General features: G+C 70.6%; 17 protein-coding genes. 3 read left to right on the top strand and 14 right to left on the bottom strand.

Annotation, left to right across the window (positions count from 1 at the left end; translation table 11 throughout):
* Positions 1–84: 84 nt before the first annotated feature.
* A complete protein-coding gene (locus ACR5MH_RS10875) occupies positions 85–1,389 on the top strand; it encodes an ABC transporter substrate-binding protein (protein WP_433861749.1) in 1,305 nt (434 codons plus the stop codon).
* A 4-nt stretch (positions 1,390–1,393) separates the two neighbouring features.
* Positions 1,394–3,448 carry a hypothetical protein gene (locus ACR5MH_RS10880; RefSeq protein ID WP_431347215.1) on the top strand — a complete coding sequence of 685 codons (2,055 nt, stop codon included), beginning with the start codon at positions 1,394–1,396 and terminating at the stop codon, positions 3,446–3,448.
* 82 nt (positions 3,449–3,530) lie between these two features.
* Here the strand turns inward: ACR5MH_RS10880 and ACR5MH_RS10885 are convergent, their stop codons facing one another.
* The 8 genes from ACR5MH_RS10885 to ACR5MH_RS10920 all read right to left on the bottom strand — a co-directional run bounded on the left by ACR5MH_RS10885 (position 3,531) and on the right by ACR5MH_RS10920 (position 12,526).
* Positions 3,531–4,925, bottom strand: coding sequence for a glycoside hydrolase family 5 protein (locus ACR5MH_RS10885; protein WP_431347216.1), 1,395 nt, complete (start codon positions 4,923–4,925; stop codon positions 3,531–3,533).
* Positions 4,926–5,008: 83 nt separating this feature from the next.
* A complete protein-coding gene (locus ACR5MH_RS10890; RefSeq protein WP_433861750.1) occupies positions 5,009–6,121 on the bottom strand; it encodes a M24 family metallopeptidase in 1,113 nt (370 codons plus the stop codon).
* A 193-nt stretch (positions 6,122–6,314) separates the two neighbouring features.
* On the bottom strand, positions 6,315–7,526 hold the full coding sequence (locus ACR5MH_RS10895; protein ID WP_433862639.1) for an alpha/beta hydrolase family protein: 1,212 nt from the start codon (positions 7,524–7,526) through the stop codon (positions 6,315–6,317).
* Positions 7,527–7,543: 17 nt separating this feature from the next.
* Positions 7,544–8,338: an SDR family NAD(P)-dependent oxidoreductase gene (locus ACR5MH_RS10900; protein ID WP_431347221.1), complete on the bottom strand. Its 795-nt coding sequence runs from the start codon at positions 8,336–8,338 to the stop codon at positions 7,544–7,546.
* A complete protein-coding gene (locus ACR5MH_RS10905; protein ID WP_431347222.1) occupies positions 8,335–9,330 on the bottom strand; it encodes a fumarylacetoacetate hydrolase family protein in 996 nt (331 codons plus the stop codon). The genes ACR5MH_RS10900 and ACR5MH_RS10905 overlap by 4 nt, the downstream gene beginning before the upstream one ends.
* Entirely contained in the window at positions 9,327–10,460 is a 1,134-nt protein-coding gene (locus ACR5MH_RS10910; protein WP_431347223.1) for an FAD-dependent monooxygenase, read from the bottom strand. Before ACR5MH_RS10910 ends, ACR5MH_RS10905 begins: the two co-directional genes overlap by 4 nt.
* 45 nt (positions 10,461–10,505) lie before the next feature.
* A complete protein-coding gene (locus tag ACR5MH_RS10915) occupies positions 10,506–11,504 on the bottom strand; it encodes a cyclase family protein (RefSeq protein ID WP_431347224.1) in 999 nt (332 codons plus the stop codon).
* Between the two features lie 2 nt (positions 11,505–11,506).
* A complete protein-coding gene (locus tag ACR5MH_RS10920) occupies positions 11,507–12,526 on the bottom strand; it encodes a VOC family protein (RefSeq protein WP_431347225.1) in 1,020 nt (339 codons plus the stop codon).
* 227 nt (positions 12,527–12,753) lie between these two features.
* Between ACR5MH_RS10920 and ACR5MH_RS10925 the strand changes: the two genes are divergently transcribed.
* Complete coding sequence (locus ACR5MH_RS10925) at positions 12,754–14,022, top strand: ROK family protein (RefSeq protein ID WP_431347226.1); 1,269 nt, start codon at positions 12,754–12,756, stop codon at positions 14,020–14,022.
* Positions 14,023–14,046: 24 nt separating this feature from the next.
* Here the strand turns inward: ACR5MH_RS10925 and ACR5MH_RS10930 are convergent, their stop codons facing one another.
* From ACR5MH_RS10930 to ACR5MH_RS10955, 6 genes are all read right to left on the bottom strand, one after another.
* A complete protein-coding gene (locus ACR5MH_RS10930) occupies positions 14,047–14,385 on the bottom strand; it encodes a hypothetical protein (protein ID WP_433861751.1) in 339 nt (112 codons plus the stop codon).
* Between the two features lie 10 nt (positions 14,386–14,395).
* Complete coding sequence (locus ACR5MH_RS10935; RefSeq protein WP_433861752.1) at positions 14,396–14,725, bottom strand: hypothetical protein; 330 nt, start codon at positions 14,723–14,725, stop codon at positions 14,396–14,398.
* Positions 14,726–14,740: 15 nt separating this feature from the next.
* On the bottom strand, positions 14,741–15,841 hold the full coding sequence (locus ACR5MH_RS10940) for a hypothetical protein (RefSeq protein WP_431347229.1): 1,101 nt from the start codon (positions 15,839–15,841) through the stop codon (positions 14,741–14,743).
* Between the two features lie 128 nt (positions 15,842–15,969).
* Entirely contained in the window at positions 15,970–16,275 is a 306-nt protein-coding gene (locus ACR5MH_RS10945; RefSeq protein ID WP_431347230.1) for a hypothetical protein, read from the bottom strand.
* A 363-nt stretch (positions 16,276–16,638) separates the two neighbouring features.
* Positions 16,639–17,517 carry a ThuA domain-containing protein gene (locus tag ACR5MH_RS10950; protein WP_431347231.1) on the bottom strand — a complete coding sequence of 293 codons (879 nt, stop codon included), beginning with the start codon at positions 17,515–17,517 and terminating at the stop codon, positions 16,639–16,641.
* Positions 17,518–17,522: 5 nt separating this feature from the next.
* Positions 17,523–18,530, bottom strand: coding sequence for a sugar phosphate isomerase/epimerase family protein (locus tag ACR5MH_RS10955; RefSeq protein WP_431347232.1), 1,008 nt, complete (start codon positions 18,528–18,530; stop codon positions 17,523–17,525).
* Between the last annotated feature and the right edge of the window lies 1 nt (position 18,531).

Genomic DNA, 18,531 nt, shown 5'->3' on the forward strand with positions numbered 1-18,531 from the left:
CAGCTTCGATCAGCGACCGATCTTCGGGAAACGTTCCACGAAATCGCACCGAAGAGAGGCGCAATGACGCGTAGACGACGTTTGATGACCCAGGCCGTGCTCGGCGCCGCAGTGGCGGCGACGCTCGTCCTCACCGGCTGCTCGAGCGACGGCGGGACCGGCTCCGGCTCCGACCCGACGAGCTCCTACAACCCGAAGGAGAAAGTCACTCTCCACCTTTCCTGGTGGGGCAACGACGCGCGCGCCGCGATCATGACCAAGGTCCTCGGGATGTTCGAGAAGAAGTACCCGAACATCACGGTGGTGGCCGAGCCGGTGGGCGCGCCGAACGACCTGTTCAATCGGCTCTCCACCGACTTCGCCTCCGGCACGGCCCCCGACGTCTTCGCGCTCGGCGGCTCCAAGCCCCAGGACTACGGCTCCTCCGGCTCGCTGCTCGACCTCTCGACGGTGTCGACCTACCTGCCGACGAAGGACTTCCCGACCTCTGCGCTGCGCAGCTCGACCGTCGACGGCACGGTCTACGGCGTGCCGACCGGCGGAAACGCGATCGGCCTCCTGGTCAACGAGGACCTGTTCAAAAAAGCAGGCGTGGAGCTGCCGACCACGAAGTGGACCTGGGACGACCTCGTGAAGGCTGCGAACTCGATCTCCGCGAAGAAGGACGGCGTCGTCGGGCTGGACCTGCGCGTGCAGGACATCCTCGGCACGTACGTCGCTCAGACCAACAAGATCGGCATCTACTCGGACAAGGGAAAGATCGCGACGAAGGCCTCGACGATCCAGGGCTGGTACGAGCGCGAGCAGTCCCTGGTCAAGGGCGGAGGCCTCCCCGACCCGTCGGTCATCGTCCAGCACTGGAACGTCACGCCGGACCAGACGCTCTTCGGCACCGGAAAGGCCGCGATGAGCTTCGCCTATAGCAACCAGATCGGCGCGTACACGGCGGGTCTCGGCGGCGCAAAGGTGGAGATCGTCACCCCGCCGACCGACACGTCCAGCACCGGTGTGTCCGTACTCCCCTCGCAGTTCTGGTCGATCGCGGCCGGCACGAAGCACCCGGCCCAGTCCGCGCTGCTCGTGAACTACCTGGTGAACGACACGGACGCGGCGAAGGTCATCCTGGCTGACCGCGGCCTGCCCTTCAACAACAAGGTGCTCAAGGTCGTCAAGCCGTTGCTGAGCCCGGTCGACGCGCAGTCCGCGGCGTACCTGGAGACGGCGCTGAAGTCCGGAGTCACCTCCCCGCCGCAGCCGGCCGGCGGCGCGATCCTCAACGACCTGTCGCAGCGCACCGAGTCCGACATCCTGTTCGGGAAGGTGACCGCTCAGCAGGGGGCGGCGAACTGGATGAAGGAACTCCAGCAGTCGCTGAACAACGGAGGCTGATCCGGTGACCGCGATCGACCGTTCGGCCCTCGCAGCCCGCCACCGGGTGCGGCTGCGAGGGCTCGACCCGGCATCGCCGCTGACGGTCGGCAACGGCGAGTTCTGCTTCACCGTGGACGCGACCGGCCTGCAGACCTTTCCGGAGGCGTACCCGGTCGCCGCGCGCTACGGCGAGGAGTCCGGCACCCTGCTCGGCACGCTGAGCAACTGGGGCTGGCACTCCTCGCCCGGCCGCGTCGAGCTGGAGCCGACGATGAGGGAGTACGACTCGCCGCACGGCCGCGCCCGGTACGCCGACCTCGGCGGGATGCTCGACGCGGGGAGCGCCGATGGGCAGAGCCCGGCCGAGGAGTGGCTGCGCAACAACCCGCACCGGCTCGACCTCGGCCGGATCGGGCTGTGGACGGGAAGCGGCGCGCGCTCCGCGGAGGAGCTGTCCGAGGTCGATCAGTCCCTCGACCTCGGCAGCGGCATCGTCTCCAGCGCGTTCCGTCTCGGCGGCCGCGGCTTCGCCGTCCGCACCAGCGCGCATCCCGAGCGGGATGCCATCGGCGTCCGCATCGACGGCGCCGGGCCGTTCGGCCTCCTGCTCGCCTTCCCGGCCGGCTCGGAGGCCTGGGGCAACGCGGCGGACTGGAACCGGCCGGACGCGCACACCAGCACCGCCGAACGCACCGCGACCGGCTGGCGCATCGTCCGCCGGCTCGACGACACGGTGTACTCCGTCGTCGTCACCGCGCCGGGGTCACGGCTCGAAGCGCTCGGCGCGCACCGGTTCGTCGTGCGCCCGTCCGGGGAGCCGGCGGAGTGGGACGCGACGATCGAGTTCCTGCCCGGCGACACCCGCGTGGAGCTGCACGGGCTGGAGGCCGACCGGGTCGCCGCCGCCTCCGCGGCGCACTGGTCGCGCTTCTGGGAGGAGGGCGGCGCGCTCGATCTCGCGGACAGCGACGACCCCCGCGCCGGCGAGCTCGAACGGCGCGTCGTGCTCTCGCACTATCTGAGCGCGCTCAGCGCGGGCAGCCTCCCGCCCGCCGAAACCGGGCTGATGCTCAACTCGTGGCGCGGCAAGTTCCACCTGGAGATGCACTGGTGGCATCACGGCTGGCTCGCCCCCTGGGGTCGGCCGGAGCTGCTCGAACGGTCGCTCGCTTGGTACCAGGGCGTCGCCGACCGGGGCCGGGCCACCGCGCGGGGCCAGCATCTTCCCGGCGTGCGCTGGCCGAAGCAGGTCGGGCCGGACGGCATCGAGGCGCCGAGCCCGATCGGGCCTTTCCTGATCTGGCAGCAGCCCCACCCCATCCACCTCGCAGAACTCCTCCGGCGCGCCCGTCCGGGCCGGGCCACCCTCGAACGGTGGGAGCCCCTCGTCAGAGAGACGGCCGAGTTCATGGCAGCCTACGCGGCAGCCGGCCCCGCAGGCTTCGAGCTCGGGCCTCCGCTCGTCCCCGCGCAGGAGTCGTACGCGGACACGCGCGCGAGGGCGAAGAATCCGACCTTCGAGCTCGCCTACTGGTCGTGGGCGCTGGAGGTCGCAGTCCGTTGGCTGGAGCGGCTCGGCCGCCCGGTCCCCGCGCGGTGGCGCGAGGTCGCCGCAGGTCTTGCGCCGTTGCCGGTGCGCGAGGGTCGGTACGTCGCCCTCGGCACGCCCCCGTTCCTGGAACGCACCGACCACCCGAGCATGCTCGCCGCGCTGGGCGTCGTGCCCCCGACGTCACTGGTCGACCCCGCGACGATGCGCCGGACGCTCGAGGACGTGCTCGGGGACTGGCGCTGGGAGACGGCGTGGGGCTGGGACTTCCCGATGGCTGCGATGACCGCCGCCCGGCTCGGCCTGCCAGAGGTCGCGGTCGACTGCCTCCTGCTCGACCAGCCCAAGAACACCTACCTGGCGAACGGCCACAACCGGCAGGACGACTCGCTGCCGATCTACCTGCCCGGCAACGGCGGCCTGCTGCTCGCGACCGGGCTGCTCGCGGCGGGCTCCGACACCAGCGCCGCCGTCGGGTTCGGCCCGGGCTGGCGCGTGCGCCACGAGGGGATCGCGCCGCTGCCCTGATCGAGGGAACGGCCTGGCAGGACACCCCACCTCGCGGCGCGGGCAGGCGGCGTGTCCTGCCAGGTCGGTCGGAGGGGCTCCGTCAGCGCAGGTGCTCGCGGATGGTGTCGACCAGCGGGCCGCGCTGCACGGCGTTCCCGAACCGGAAGGCGCGGGCGAGCTCCCGCGCGCGTTCCGGGTCGACGCCGCGGAAGCGGTCGGCGAACCGCTCCGCGAGCGGCTCGGCCAGCAGGATGTGCCGCACCAGCACGGCGATGTGCGGCTGGCGTCCCCACGGGTACGGCGCGTAGCCGGGGAACTCGCGGTCGAACACCGCGTCGACCGGGTCGAGCACGTCGCGCACCCCCGCGTCAGAGCCACCCCACGAGTCCACGCCGAGACGCGCCTTCGTCTCCAGCTCCGGACGGACCAGCTCCAGGTAGGCGCTGTCCTCCGCCGCGCTGACCAGACCCTGGAGCCCGATGTCCTTGTACGTCCACAGCGCCCAGCTCGCCCCGTGGTCGCGGTAGATCTCGAGCTGGTCGCGCAGCAGCCGCAGGCGCCACGGCTCGGTCGTGGCACGCGACGGGTACACCGGACCGAACTCCCCGATCCAGATCGGCGTGCCGGTGCGGCGCATGTACTCCGTGCGGCGCAGGAACGTCTGCTCGACCACGCCGCGGTCGAAGTACTCGCCGCGGGTGACTCCCGGGTACTCCGACGCGCTCGTGATTCCGGGGAGCGCGTAGTCGTGTGCGGTGTAGACCGCGTTCGGCAGCGGCTCGGACCGGAGGTCGAACAGCGAGAAATCGGTGGAGTACTTATTGCCGTCGAGAAACAGCACATGGCGGCGGTCGATGGCGCGGATCGCGCGCTCCAGCCGCTCGTAGAACGGCAGCAGCACCTCCCCGCTCGGGTCGGACGGCTCGTTGATGGGGTTGTAGCCGGCGACCTCCGGGCGGTCCTTGAAGCGGTCGGCGAGCGCCTCCCACAGGTTGACCACGCGATCCTGGAAGTGCGGGTGGTTCCAGAACTCTGCGATATGGGTCGGGTTGTCGCTGTGCCAGTGCTGGTTCTGCCTGCCAGGCAGTGCGTGCAGGTCGAGGATGGAGCGGATGCCGTGCCGGGCGAGCAGCGAGACCACCCGGTCGAGCCGGCGGAAGCCCTCCTCCTTCAGCACGAACGGCCGCGCGTCGTCCTCGAAGTGCCGGTAGTTGAACGGGATGCGCACGCTGTCGATGCCGACCTCGGCGAGGAACACGGCATCCTCGTCCGCGAAGAAGCCGTCGAGGTACTCGTCGAAGAACGCCTCGTACGCCTCGGCTCCCATCCGGTCGAGCATCAGGCGGCGGATGCGCTCCTCGTTGCCCGGGTAGCCGCTGATGAAGTTCTCCATGTTCATCCAGCCGCCGAGGCCGACGCCGGCGAGGCGCACGACGCGGTCGTGCTCGTCCACGAGGTCGGCGCCGCGGACGCGGAGGAAGGTGAGGTCTGTCATGGCGGTGCTCCGTTCCGGCATCGTCGGGTGGGCTGGTGGCGTCGGGCGGTCTGCCGGCGTTGCGCGGTCTCTCGGCGTCGGGCTCACGCGAACGGGAGCGCCTCCGGCCGGGCGAGCCCGCGTACGACGCGCGACGGCCACGCGGGGTCGGTGGTCAGGATCTCCGGGAGGCCGTCGCCGACGAGCACGGTGTCCTCGGCCTTAGCGCGCGGTGCGCTGGGATTCCAGGCGAAGGCCTGGCCCCGGACCACGCGGTCGCGGGCCGTCGGCGTCGCCCGGGGGTCGCGTCCCGCATAGCCGGTCGGGCCGCCCTGGTGGTGGCGCAGCCACTCGTCCGCGTCGAAGTCGTGCTCGAGGTAGGAGGCCGCGATGTCCGCGAGCACGTCGGCGAGCGACCGCCCGGGCCGGGTCGCGGCGAAGGCGTCGGCCTCCACCTGGAGCAGCCGCGCGCCGACTCCCTCGGAGTCCGGTTCGGCGCCGATCCAGCGGGTGAGGTTCACGATCAGCCCCTGCCGGCGTGCACCCACGACGAGCATCGCGCGCCGCCCGAGTCGCGCCCGGGTCGGCAGGGGGTGGCGGAGGTCGAGGCGGCCCTCGCCGGCGACGAGCAGCACGATCGGCTCGGCGCCGAGCCCGATCAGCTCGTGCGACAACGCGGCGGCCAGCGCCTGCTCGGTGTCGCCGGGCCGGACAGTCCGGGCGACGCGCGTGACCGCAGCGGCGGTCTCGGCGCCCAGCCGACGGTAGCGGTCCGCCTCGACCGGGAGCAGGCGGGCGCGGATGGCCCGCAGCTCCGCGCTCGCGTCGGTCTCGTGCAGCGTCCCTGCGTCGAGCGCCGCCGCACCGGCGCTGCCGACGCCAGGAAGCGGCGCGAACCACGGATGGTCGACCACCGTCGCGGTGTGCGCGTCCGGGAGCTCCTCCCCGACCAACCGGTCGCGTTCGTTGGAGAAGATGTGGAGTGTCAGCGCATCCTCCGCGACCACCGCGCTGAGCACCGGGTCGCCGTTGGTCGGAACCGTGACCCGGGCGCCTCCCAGCAGCCAGGCCAGGCTCTCGCGCGACGACAGGGCGATCGCAGAGGCCCCGCGAAGCCGCAGAAGCTCCCGCACGCGCGCGAGCTTCACGTCCAACTCAGTGGCCCGGTCGACCGTGTCAGCCGTCGCCGTCTCGCCGCGTCGCGTCTCCTGTAGCACGGTGCCACCCTATACGAGAAAGCGGTTTCTCGCAGGCGCCCCGCGCGCGGGGAAGGCGTAGCCGAACTGGGCGCCACACGTCATGATCGCGGTCGCCCGAACTCTCTCCGGTGTCGGCGCCATCCCAGTTGGGCGGCGACCGCGGGGCGCTCGGACGGGTTCACGACCGAGCGCCCTGCGACACGACGCGACGCTAGGGGCCCGACCTTTCTACGGGGTGCAGAGTCGCTGCCTGGCCTGACACCTCTGAGCCGTCCACGGCGGCGAACGTCTCGGCGATCCAGTCGGCGATGATCCCCGCGACGTACGGCATGTTGTCGATCGAGATGTGCTCGGTGCCGCCCTCCGGGTCGTCGAAGACGCGCAGCTCGCGGCGCGGGCTGTTCACCGCCTGGTCGTACGTCTCGTGGGCGTAGCGGACCGGGATCTGCCGGTCGCCCGCTCCGTGGGTGATCAGCAACGGCACAGTGATCTGCTCAGCGACACCGTTCAGGTGCATGCCCGCCGTCTTCTGGATGAAGGTCTCCATCGAGTCGACGCCCCACACCCAGAAGACGTGGTCCCAGTAGTGCGGCACCGGGTTCTCGCCCTCGCGGTTGCGGCGCGCTTCCTGCACGGCGGCCCAGTCGTGGTTGGCGCCCCAGGCGACGGCGAGCTTCAGCCGCTTCTCGAAGGCGGCGGCGCGCGGCGCGTAGTAGCCGCCGAGCGACCAGCCGACGATGCCGACGCGGTCCGGGTCGGCGCCCAGCTCGGCGGCGTTCGCCTCGATCCAGTCCACGATCGCGGCCGCCCACACCTCGGTGTCGTGGCGAGCCGTGAGGCCGCGCAGGCGGAGGGCCTCGCCGGAGCCGGGGGTGTCGATCATCAGCGTGGAGATGCCGCGCTCCGCGAGCATCCGCGGGAAGCCGGAGTAGTACATCATCTCCTTGGTCGAGTCGAGGCCGTTCCACTGGATGACCACGGGATGCGGGCCGTCGCCGGGAGCGCGGTAGAAGTAGCCGGGCAGCGACGAGCCCTCGTACGGGACCTCCACGCGGGTCAGCGGGATGCGGCTCAGCTCCACGTGCTTCAGCAGCAGGTCGATCGACTTCTGGTAGGCGGCGTTGCGGCCCTCCCACCGCGGCGACTGCAGGCGCTCGGCCTGGGAGGTGTAGAGCGACGCGCGGTAGTAGGTCTCCCCCGCGCCGATCCGGCGGCCGGCGGCCTCGTCGTCCGCGGCCTTGGCGACCAGTCGGTCGGCGACGGCGGCCCAGGCGGCGTAGAGCTCGGCGGTGCCGGCGTCGTCGCCGTTCTGGGAGGCGAGCAGCACCGGCTTGCACGCGCGGTCCACCTCGTCGATGAAGCCTCCGTTGTTGAGCGTCGCGACGACGGCGAGGCTCCACACGTAGTTGGTCGGGAAGTACATGAACACGGGAGGACTCCTTAGGTCGTCGCGCCGCGCGCGATGCGGTCGGCGAGGTGCTTGGCGCCGGCGGAGGACGCGAAACCGCCGTCTACGGGGAGGTCGACGCCGGTGAGGTAGCCGGCGGCGTCCGAGAGCAGGAACGCGGCGACGCCGGCGACGTCCGCGGTGCTTCCGAGCCGTTCGAGCGGCGTCAGTTCGAGCTGTGCGTCCCGCATCGCCGCCGGGGCAGTGGCGGTCATGCCGGTCTCGATGAAACCGGGATGGATGGTGTTGACCCGGATGCCGCGCGGCCCGTACTCGGCGGCGGCGACCCGGGAGAGGCCGCGCAGCCCCCACTTGGACGCCGTGTACGCGGCGGTGTAGTGGCCGGTCAGCCCGGCGACCGAGCCGACGTTGACGATCGAGGAGCCCGCGCACATGAGCGGCGCGAGCGCGCGCATCCCGAGCATGGGGCCGGTGAGGTTGATCGCGAGCACGCGGTCCCAGTCGGCGCGGTCCGTTGCTGCGATGCCCGCGCGGTGGGTGACGCCGGCGTTGTTGATCAGCCCGCGCAGGGGCGCTCCCGCGAGAGCGACCTCGACGTCCGCGGCGAGCGCCGCCCAGGCGTCCTCGTCGGTCACGTCGAGATGGCGGAACTCGACTCCCTGGGCGAGCGCGTCGTCAGGGTCGACCACGTCGGTCGCGATCACGGTCGCGCCGAGCGACGCCAGCAGACCGGCCTCCGCGGCGCCCTGGCCGCGCGCCGCGCCGGTGACGACGACGGTCGCGCCGGCGATCCCGGCGGTCAGGCCGCCGGCCGACGCAGAGCTCACAGCGCGACCCGGTCTTCCCGGGTTCTGGCGCGCGAGCGCACCCGCGCGGGCGGCAGCTCCGGCGCGCTCACGGGGGCGCCGACCGGGCCGACCAGCTCGCCGATGCCTTCGACGACCATCCGTACCGTGTCACCCTCCGCCAGCGGAGGCGGCGCGAGCTCGCCACGCCGGCCCCACAGCTCGCCGAGGCAGCCGCCGTTGCCGATCGTCCCCGAGCCGAGGACGTCGCCCGGCACCACACGGGAGTTGCGGGAGGCGTACGCGATCAGCTCGGGGAACGGCCAGCCCATGTTCGAGACGAGGTCGTGCCCGATCCGCTCGTCGTTGACGAAGACCTCGGCACGGACGGCGAGGAAGCCGTCGCCGTCCAGGTACGGCTCGAGCTCGTCGGCGGTCACGATCCACGGTCCGAGGCTCGTGCCGAAGTCCTTGCCCTTCACCGGGCCGAGCCGCACCTTCATCTCGCGCGACTGGAGGTCGCGGGCCGACCAGTCGTTCATGACCGTGTAGCCGAAGATCGCCGAAGCGGCGTCCTCCGGGGTCAGGTTCGCGCCGTCCAGCCCGGGGACGCCGCCGATGACGGCCGCGACCTCCAGCTCGAAGTCGAGGCGCGCGGTGACGGGAGGCCGCACGGCCTCGCCGGGTCCCAGCACGGTGTGCGGGTTGGTGAAGTAGAACGTCGGCGCCTGGTACCACTCGGGCACCACCTCGCTCGTGCCGTCGACCGAGGCGCTGACGCCCTCCACGTGCTCCTCGAAGGCGACGAAGTCGCGGATCGCGGCCGGTGCGAGCGGAGCGAGCAGGCGGACGTCGGCGAGCGCAGTGCCGTCCTCGCCGTGCGCGCGGTCGAAGAGACGGTGCGCGTCCGCCAGGCCGCGCGCGAGCACCTCGGAGACGGTCCGGCCGTCGGGGAACGGGACGACCCGGTCGCCGATGACGAACCCCTCGCCGACGGTGCCACCCTGCGCCGTGCTCCACCGGGCGATCCTCATGCCGGCTCCGCCATCCGGTGCGCGATCCCGAAGATGAGGCCGGGTGCGTCGGCCTCCCGGTCGTGGTCGATCTGCCACTGCCCGAGCTGCACCGATGCGTCCACCACGGCCTGGGCGCGGGCGACGCGGCGGGTGTGGAAGGCGTCCCACAGCGCGTCGTCGACGGTGTCGGCGGCGATCAGCAACTCGGTGAGCACGAGCGCGTCCTCCAGCGCCTGCGCCGCTCCCTGCGCGATCGTCGGCGGGCAGCTGTGCGCGGCGTCGCCGATGACGACCGACCGCCCGCGGTTCCACGGCGCGGGGACGACGTGCTGGGTGAACCAGGTGTAGTTGACGTGGGCGCCCGCCTTCAGGTCGGCGCGGATGTCGTTCCAGGGGCCGCCGTAGGCCTGCGACTCCTCCAGCATGATCGTCACCGCCTCCTCGTCGGTGAGCCCGACGCGCTCCTGCGCCGGCTCGACCAGGAACGCGTACATGCTGTCCTCGCCGGTGGGCGTGTAGCCCGCGATGTAGACCGGGCCGCCGTAGTACAGCTCGCTGCGCTCGACGGAGGCCGGGCGCGAGACGAACGACCGCCAGATACCCATGCCGGTCGGCTGCGGCCTGGTCTCGATGCCGATCAGCTCGCGCACGGCCGAGTTGAGGCCGTCCGCGCCGACCAGCAGGTCGTACGTGCCGGCCGGAACGCCGTCGACCTCCAGAGTCACGCCGTCGCCCGTCTCCGAGACGCCGGTGACCTTCGCACCGAAGCGGACCGTCGCACCCGCCGCCTCGGCGTGGTCGAGCAGGATACGCGCGAGGTCGGGTCGGTACATCCCACCGGTCGCCGGGTAGTCCGGGCCGCCGGTCTTCACCTCGGGCAGCTCGGCGACGACCGGGGCGTCCGGCCCGGGGGCCCGGAGCGTGAGGCCCTCGAAGAAGTAGCCCTTCGCCTGCACGTCGTCCCAGACGCCGAGCTCCCCGAACGCGCGCAGTGCGTTGCCCTGCAGGGTGATTCCGGAGCCGAGAGCGCTCAGCTCCGGCTTGGACTCGAAGACGTCGACCTGGACTCCGGCCTGCGCGAGCCGGATGGCGGTGGCCAGACCGGCGACACCGCTTCCGGCGATCGCGACCTTGCTGACGGCGGTCATGGGAGAACCTCTCTGTTCTGCGGGTGCGTGCTGCGCGCGGGACTGCTACAGCAGCGCGATGGGGTTGATCGGCGACCCGACGGCCGCCGTGATCGGCAGCGGCGGCGCCGAGAGGAGGAAATCGTATCTCCCGAGCCGCCGGCATTCGGTCGCCAGCTCCTCCAGGTCCCACATCTCGCCGATGGTGAGGCCGAGGTTCGGGATGACGACCTGGTGCAGCGGCTGGAAGGCGGGCACGTCGAACTCGTTCGGCCGCACCTCGAATCCCCAGGTGTCGGTGGCGATGGCGGCGATCTCGGTGTCGTGCAGCCAGCCGGCGGTGGTCAGCGAGAGCCCGGGGGCCGGGCCGCCCGCGTACTCGCCCCAGCCGTCGCGCCGGACGCGTGCGAGCTGGCCGGTGCGGACCAGGACGATGTCGCCGGTGCCGACGCTGCTCGTCGCACCCTGAGCCTCCACGCACGAGCGGAGGTCGTCGGCGGTGATCGCGTAGCCGTCCTCCAGCTCCCCGGTCTGCGGACGGAGGTGCCGCCCGAGGTCGAGCAGCACGCCCCGGGAGACGATGACCGACGCGGCGTGCTCGATCCCGGTCACCAGGTCGCCGTCGCTCGTCACGACATCGCCCGCGCGTCGGCCGTTCCAGGCGTAGCCGTGGTCGAAGATGTGGCCGAGGCCGTCCCACTGCGTGGAGCACTGCAGCGGCATCGCGATCACGTCGTCCGCGCCGCCGAGGCCGTGCGGGAAGCCCTGGTTGCCGCGCTCGGCGTCCGTGCCGGTGTCCAGCATCGTGTGCACCGGGTTCGTGCGTCGGCGCCAGCCCTTCTGGGGACCGTTCATGTCGAAGGACTGCGACAGCGACACCGCGACGCCCTCGCGGACGAGGGCGGCCGCCCTCGTCCGCGCGGACTCGTCGATGAAGTTGAGCGTGCCCAGCACGTCGTCCTCGCCCCAGCGTCCCCAGTTGCGGTAGGCCTCGGCCCGGGAGGCGATCTCCGCTTCCGGGTCGAGCCGGTCCAGGTCCGCCGGATGCTCGCTCGGCTGCGTCATGGTCAGCCGCGGCCCTGGACGGCGTACGGGTTGAGCAGCGCCTCCTTGATCTCGTCCGGCACGCCCTCCTCGGTCGCGCTCGGGCCGTCCGCGGGCGGGAAGGACTCCGTCATCGACATCGGCATGGCGCCGTTGCGGTAGAAGTTGCTCGACCCGAGCGACGGCTTCCAGGTGTTGGGCTGCCAGTCCGGCACGTAGTTGCGGTAGCCGCCGGTGTTCAGCTCGATGCGGAGGCTGGACGGCTCGCGGTAGTAGAGGAAGGTCTGCTCGCCGATGCCGTGGATGGAGGGACCGTACTCGATCGGGACGCCGTTCTCCATCAGGGTGTCCGCCGCGATCAGCAGTTCCTCGTAGGTGTCGACCCAGAACGCGTAGTGGTTGACGCGGCCCGCTGCGGTGGAGCCGTCGAGGACGACCCCGAGGTCGTGCGACTTCTCGTTGGTGGTGAGCACGGAGAAGATCGAGATCGGCGCCTCGTCGAGGACGGTGCGGGCCATGATTCGGAAGCCGAGCACGTCGTTGTACCACTGCGCGAACGCGTCCACGTCGCTGGTCGCGATGGTCACGTGGTCGAGCTGGCGCGGGGCACCGGCGACCTTGCTGCGCTTCTGCGGGCGGTCCGGGTAGATCGACGCGACGTGGCCCGGCGCCTGGTGGCGGGTGACGTCCCAGTGCAGGGTCATCGAGTGACCCCACGGGCCGGTGAAACGGTAGGCCCGGCCGATCGCGTGGAGGTCGTCGATCCACTCGCCCTGGACGCCGGCGGCCTCCAGGCGGGCGGCGGCCTCCTCGAGCGCCTCCGCGCTGGAGGTGCGCCAGGCCATCGTCACGAGGGACGGCTGCGGGCCCGGCGAGACCACGAGAGAGTACGCGTAGTAGTCGCCCCAGCAGCGGAGATACACCGACCCGTCGATGCGGTCGACCACGGTGAGCCCGACGTGTTCCTCGTAGAACTTCACGGACGCCTCGACATCCGGGGACGTGATCTCCACATACGACAGGTGGGAGAGAAGCTTGATCATCCTTGATCCTTTCCAGACAGGGCGAATGTGATTGCCCGGTCTCTACTATCGAGATCGCGCCAGGATCAGGGAACCGCGTATCGGCTATGCCGGGAATCGATGAGACTGATTTCCTAGGTCCGCATCGCTCGATCTTCGGTCGTTGTGCGACGCAAGCTGGCTTTCTGGAGGGCTCAAGTAGTGTCTCGTTCTACCCGTTACCGGCTGAGCTTGTGTCAGAATCAAGCATGGCTAGGGATTCCGCACTCCGATTCGGCGCGCAGACCGACGAGGTCATGAGCCTGCTGCGCGTGGTGAACCTCGTCCGCACCGGGGAGGCCGACACCCGCCCCGAGATCGGCCGGCTGACCGGACTCGGCCGCGGGGTCGTGGCCCAGCGGGTCGATGCCGCGATCGAGATGGGCTTCCTGGAGGACGGCGACTACGGCCCGTCGTCCGGCGGTCGGGCCCCGCGCACCCTCCGCTTCCGCTCCGACCAGGGCACCGTCGTGATCTGCGCGCTCGGCGCCCTCCACATCCGGGTCGGCCTGGCCTCCCTCGATGGCGAGGTGCAGGCCGAGGCGCACTGCGCCTGGGACATCGGCCGCGGCCCCGCGGAGACCATCGACCGCGCGCTCGAGATGATCGACGAGCTCCTGGCGGCGCAGGAGCCGCGACCGATCTGGGCGGTGGCGGTCGGCGTGCCGGGCCCCGTCGACTTCGAGACCGGTTCCCCGGTCGCGCCGCCCATCATGCCGGGGTGGAACGGCTTCGACGTGCGCCGCCGGTTCGAGCAGCGCTTCGAGGCGCCGGTGTGGGTCGACAACGACGTGAACCTGCTGGCCTTGACGGAGCGCAGCCACCGCCGCGACGACAACGTGGACCTGATCTACTGCAAGGTCGGCAGCGGCATCGGCGCCGGCCTGGTCTCCCACGGCCGCATCCACCGCGGCGCGAACGGGGCGGCCGGCGACATCGGCCACGTCCGGGTGCGCGACTCCACGGCGGTGTGCCGCTGCGGCAAGGTCGGCTGCCTGGAGGCGGAGGCCTCGGGCTGGGCGATCATGCGCGACGCGCAGCTCGCGCTCGACGAGGGGGCGGGCGGCATCCTCGCCGGGTTGGTCGAGCGGGGCGAGACGATCACCCCGGAGGCGGTGTCGATCGCCGCGCAGGACGGCGACGCGCTCGCGATCTCCCTGGTTCAGCGCTCGGCCCGCCTCATCGGGGAGTCGATCGCGGCTCTGGTCAACATGTTCAACCCGGGCGTGATCGTCGTGGGCGGTGCGGTGTCGGCGGCGGGCGAGATCTTCCTCGCCGAGGTGCGGCAGCGGGTGTACGAGCTGTCGCTGCCGTTGGCGACGCGGGACCTGTCGATCGTGCGCTCGATCGGGGACGAACGGGAGCCGTTGCGCGGAGGTGCGGAGCTGGCGATCGAGGAGCTGTTCGAGGTGACGTTCCCGCGCTGGTTCGCGGATGGGCGGCCGACGATCGACGGCGTGAAGGGGGTCGCCGCCTGACGGTGGCCTCCTGTTCGAGCGGTGTCAGCCGGTGTCGTCGCGCTCGGCGAGGAATCGGTCCCGCTGCTCGTCGTGCTCCCTGAGCATGGCGTAATACTCGTCGTCCAGCTCGGCGATCTTGCGGCCTGCGTACGCGACATTCTCGTCGGCGGTGTCCGAGACGCGCTGGAGTTCCTGCCGGAATCCGGGGTCGTCGGCCACGCCCTCGCGCGCGCCGAGAGTGTAGAAGCTTTCACGCACCTGGAACATTCTGGAGCGGTAGAGGCCGAGGTATTGGTCGGCCGACTCTATTCTCAGCCGTGCGGTTCTGCGCTCCTGGTCCTGGGCGTCCTCCAGCTCTGCCAGCGATCGATAGGTCACCATGCGATGCTGTTCACCCCTCGGCATAGTCGCTCTGCGACTTCAGCTCGTCGAGGCCGCGCTGCACCGTGTCCGCGACGGCGCCCGCGAGAACGGTGTTGCCGAGGTCCGCAGTGCCGAGGGTGACCCCGATGCCGGTGCTCGCCGGAACCACGATCGCGGACTCGCTGATCTTCACCGCGGCGTTGTTGGCGTGGACGATCGGCGGCATCAGGCTGTCCAGAAGCTGCACCGCTGCGCCGTGGACTTGGGCCTCGATCCAGTCCTGGACCTCTTGGACACCGGTCTGCATCTCCCGGTCGAGGCCGTCGAAAAGCTCCTGCAAGAAGTCTGCGGGATCCATGATGATACTCCTTATCTACCCGCCCAGTCCGAAGGTGAGAGCCCACTGCGCGTCCTGCGCCAGGGTGTTGCGCACTGTTTGGGAGATGCCCTCGCTGAGCTGACCGACCCGCTCGATGTGGCGGTCCACCCGCTCGTCGACGGCCCGCACGGCGTCCTTGTCGACGTTCTGGTGGACGCGCAAGCGGTGCCGATCGATGCAGCGCTCGACGTCGTGGGCGGTGATCGTCGGCAGGAGGGCGGCGGCGTTCTTCGCGTCCAGCAATCCGCCCTCCATCCGCGAGATGATCCGGCCGTTCGCCGACTTGATCTCCCTCAGTGCGGTCGCGGTGCCGCCGATGCTCGCCGCGAGGCCGAAGGCGGCGACGGAGTTGACCGCCACCAGAGCCCCGGACGCGTTCTTCGCCAGCGACTTCATCGCCGCCGGATTGCGCGTGATGCCCGCCAGCCCCAGCAGCAGAGGAGAGACGGCCTCGGCCGTCCCGGGGACGACCGTGTCCACCAGGTTCCCGAGGATGTCCTCGAGGGGGCGACCTTTGGCCCCTGCTCCCTCAATCGAACCATGCGGATCCAACGTGAAGGCTCCGTCCTTTCCGATGTTGTGATAGTCCAATTCGTGGCGGCCCTGCGTGTCGGTCACGAAATCGGCAGCGCCCGTGCGGTGGGCGTAGAGGTTGCCGATCACGTCCCACTCGTTCACGTAGTTGTGAAGCCGCTGGCGGCCCGCGTTCCTGTCGGCCTCCAGCCGCTCCTTCGCCTCCGGCGACAACCACTCCCACGGGTCCGGCCCGTTGAACGTCGTCGCGTCCCAGCCGTGCTCCGCGGCCACGAGCAGGGCGAGGAAGCCGCCCAGCGAATGCCCGACGGTCGAAATGGACGAGCCGGGATGCGCCTCCCTCACCCGATCCGCGAACCGCTGAGCATCGACGACCTGACTCAGCGGACCCTGCGTGCCGCCGACGATCGTCATGACATCCTCGACGAGGTCGGCCCGGTGATTCGGATTCGTGCCCGCGTACGACACCACGATGTGGGAGAGGTCAGGGATACCGTCAACGAGCGGCGCGACCGCTATGGCCTGGAAGCCGTTGGCGGGGTGGTTCTGTGTGTCGATCACTCGATAATCCTGCTCGCGCCCTTCGGGGCCGACAGTGAATTCTTCGCCCTTGGCCAGCGGAGGGTCTTGCACCAACCGGTCCACCTTGTATGCCTCGTTCGCAAGGCCCATGTGCTCCTCGGCGGTCGTCACTGGATGACCTCCGAGGTTCCGTCGCTGTAGGTCACCGTCAGCGGGAGGTGCGGAGCAGGTGTCGGTGCTTCGGGCGGTATGCCGGTACCTCCGACCCAACTCACACCGCTGTCCGGCCCGATGATGACGTAATAGTCGTTGCCCTCGATTGTTGCGATCGCATTGACGCTCCACGCCGCCCCGAGCCCAGGCCGCTCGCCGTCACGGGTGAACCGGACCTTCTCGACGTTCGGTCGGTACCTGTCGCGGAAGTAGAGCGCGGATGCTCGCTGCTGTTCTTTGACTGGGGGGTCTGGTGTCATGAGGCGATCTCCTATCAATGAACAGGCCGTTAGGCCAACGATCAGGGGGCTGCGAGCAGCACGGCGCTCACAGCTCGAACTACCCGCATGCGCGCCCCCTCCCGCGTCGTCCGTCGAAGAACCTCATGAGCAGACGCATCGTTCTACTCAACCGGACGCCGGCGAGGGGAAGAGCGCGATGCGGTCGCGGGCCACGCATTCGGTTGGCGGGCATCGGCGATCGTTTCGCACCCGCCGTCCCTGTCAATCAGCGGCAGCGGGAGTGCGCAGGAGGCTCCGGCACTCCGGTGGCTCAGACGAGCGTCGGCCTGGTGTGCGGCTGAATGATCACCTGATCATTCACGCCCTCAAAAGCAGGCGCTCCTACCCCTCCCCGCCGTAGTACGGCCACGGCAGGAACCGCCGCTCCCCGCGGCGATCCGGCCCGCTCAGCGCGACCTCCCCCGTCGCCGCCCACTCCACGCCGCGCGGGAACATCCGGATGAACTCGATGCGGCGAAAAGTGTCGATGTCGTGGCCGATCGTGATCGTGAAGGAGCGGCCGGCGCCGTACTGGTTGATCCAGGCGATCGGCTGGTCGGTGTTGATGCCGGGGAGGGCGGCGATGCCCTCGGGCGGGATCGCAACCGGGTAGTGCGACATCGGCCAGACCGGGGCGTTCTCGTAGGACTCCAGGTCGTCGTACGTGGTGAGCAGCACCTGGGCGCCGTCGAGGAGCTCCACGCCGGTGAGGATGTCGTCGCCGGTGACCGTCCAGCGCGGGCTGATCCCGTCGGTGATGGCGTGGCGCGGCTCGACCGTGTCCAGCTGCGCCTCGCCCCACGGTCGCGGGCGGAGGCCGCCGGCGACCGTCAGGCGCGATCCACGCATCGTGTTGTACTCGTCGGGGTAGCCCCAGTCGTCCTCCTGCGCGGCCGAGCCGTGGAACCAGACGATGCCCTTGCCGTCGTCCCGGAGGAACTTCAGCAGCGCCGCATCCGTCTCCGGTCCGAAGCCGACCGCCTTCTCGTGGTAGCCGTCGCGGCCCTCGAAGACGACGATCACCACGTCGTACTTGTCGATGATCCCGGCGCCGAGCCCGCGCGGGTCCTCCACCACCCGGACGCGGAAGCGGCCGGTGTCCTCCAGCAGGGTCGTGATCCACTGGTTGTGGAGGCGGAAGCTGCGGTGCTCGTTGTCATGCTCGCGGGTCATGTGGCCCGAGAGGATGAGCGCGCTGAGCATCGGAGGGACGTCGGGCACCGTGGTCAGTCCGCTTTCGTCGAGAACGCGGCGTCGAAGGCCGCGTCGGGCGGGGTGATCGCATTGAGCTCGCGCACGAACGCGATGGCCTCCGGCGCTCCTTGCAGGCGGTCCATCCCGGCGTCCTCCCACTCGACCGACGTCGGGCCGGTGTAGCCGATGAAATTGAGGGCGCGGAAGATCGGCTCCCACGGCACCTCGCCGTGGGCGGTGGACACGAAAGTCCAGCCGCGGCGCGGGTTGGCCCAGGGCAGGTGCGAGCCGAGGACGCCGTTGCGGCCGTCGAGGTTCGTGACCGACTCCTTGACGTGCACGTGGAAGATGTGGTAGGCGAAGTCGAGCACGAACGCCACCGGGTCCAGCTGCTGCCACATGAAGTGCGACGGGTCGAAGTTGATCCCGAAGCTCTTCCGGTGACCGATCGCCTCCAGCGTCGCCTTCGCGGTCCAGTAGTCGTAGGCGATCTCGGAGGGGTGCACCTCCAGGGCGAACCGCACCCCCACCTCCTCGAACACGTCGAGGATGGGGTGGAAGCGGTCGGCGAAGTCCCGGTAGCCCGCGGCGATCCACTCGTCCGAGGCGGGCGGGAACATCGCGACTGCCTTCCAGATCGAAGAGCCGGTGAACCCGGTCACGGTCTTCACGCCGAGCGCGGCGGCCATCCGGGCGGTGAGCTTCAGCTCCTCGGCCGCGCGCTGCCGCACGCCCTCGGGGTCGCCGTCGCCCCACACCCGGTCGTTCAGGATGTCGCGGTGGCGCTCGTCGATCGGGTCGTCGCAGACGGCCTGGCCGGCGAGGTGGTTGGAGATCGTCCACACCGTCAGTCCGTTGCGCTCCAGGATGTCGCGGCGGGACTGCACGTAGGCGTCGTCGTCCCAGCGGGACACGTCCAGGTGGTCGCCCCAGCAGGCGATCTCCAGTCCGTCGTAGCCCCACTCGCCGGCGAGCCGGGCCACGTCCTCGAACGGGAGGTCGGCCCACTGGCCGGTGAACAGGGTGATCGGTCGGGTCATC

This window comes from Streptomyces sp. L7 (assembly GCF_050990935.1).
Taxonomy (GTDB): Bacteria; Actinomycetota; Actinomycetes; order Actinomycetales; family Microbacteriaceae; genus Leifsonia.

Bases quoted from the DNA above. Each gene is read 5' to 3' on its own strand.
- ACR5MH_RS10875 (WP_433861749.1), top strand. From the start codon at position 85: ATGACCCAGGCCGTGCTCGGCGCCGCAGTGGCGGCGACGCTCGTCCTC.
- ACR5MH_RS10885 (WP_431347216.1), bottom strand. From the start codon at position 4,925: ATGACAGACCTCACCTTCCTCCGCGTCCGCGGCGCCGACCTCGTGGAC.
- ACR5MH_RS10895 (WP_433862639.1), bottom strand. From the start codon at position 7,526: ATGTACTTCCCGACCAACTACGTGTGGAGCCTCGCCGTCGTCGCGACG.
- ACR5MH_RS10905 (WP_431347222.1), bottom strand. From the start codon at position 9,330: ATGAGGATCGCCCGGTGGAGCACGGCGCAGGGTGGCACCGTCGGCGAG.
- ACR5MH_RS10910 (WP_431347223.1), bottom strand. From the start codon at position 10,460: ATGACCGCCGTCAGCAAGGTCGCGATCGCCGGAAGCGGTGTCGCCGGT.
- ACR5MH_RS10915 (WP_431347224.1), bottom strand. From the start codon at position 11,504: ATGACGCAGCCGAGCGAGCATCCGGCGGACCTGGACCGGCTCGACCCG.
- ACR5MH_RS10920 (WP_431347225.1), bottom strand. From the start codon at position 12,526: ATGATCAAGCTTCTCTCCCACCTGTCGTATGTGGAGATCACGTCCCCG.
- ACR5MH_RS10925 (WP_431347226.1), top strand. From the start codon at position 12,754: ATGGCTAGGGATTCCGCACTCCGATTCGGCGCGCAGACCGACGAGGTC.
- ACR5MH_RS10930 (WP_433861751.1), bottom strand. From the start codon at position 14,385: ATGGTGACCTATCGATCGCTGGCAGAGCTGGAGGACGCCCAGGACCAG.
- ACR5MH_RS10935 (WP_433861752.1), bottom strand. From the start codon at position 14,725: ATGGATCCCGCAGACTTCTTGCAGGAGCTTTTCGACGGCCTCGACCGG.
- ACR5MH_RS10945 (WP_431347230.1), bottom strand. From the start codon at position 16,275: ATGACACCAGACCCCCCAGTCAAAGAACAGCAGCGAGCATCCGCGCTC.
- ACR5MH_RS10955 (WP_431347232.1), bottom strand. From the start codon at position 18,530: ATGACCCGACCGATCACCCTGTTCACCGGCCAGTGGGCCGACCTCCCG.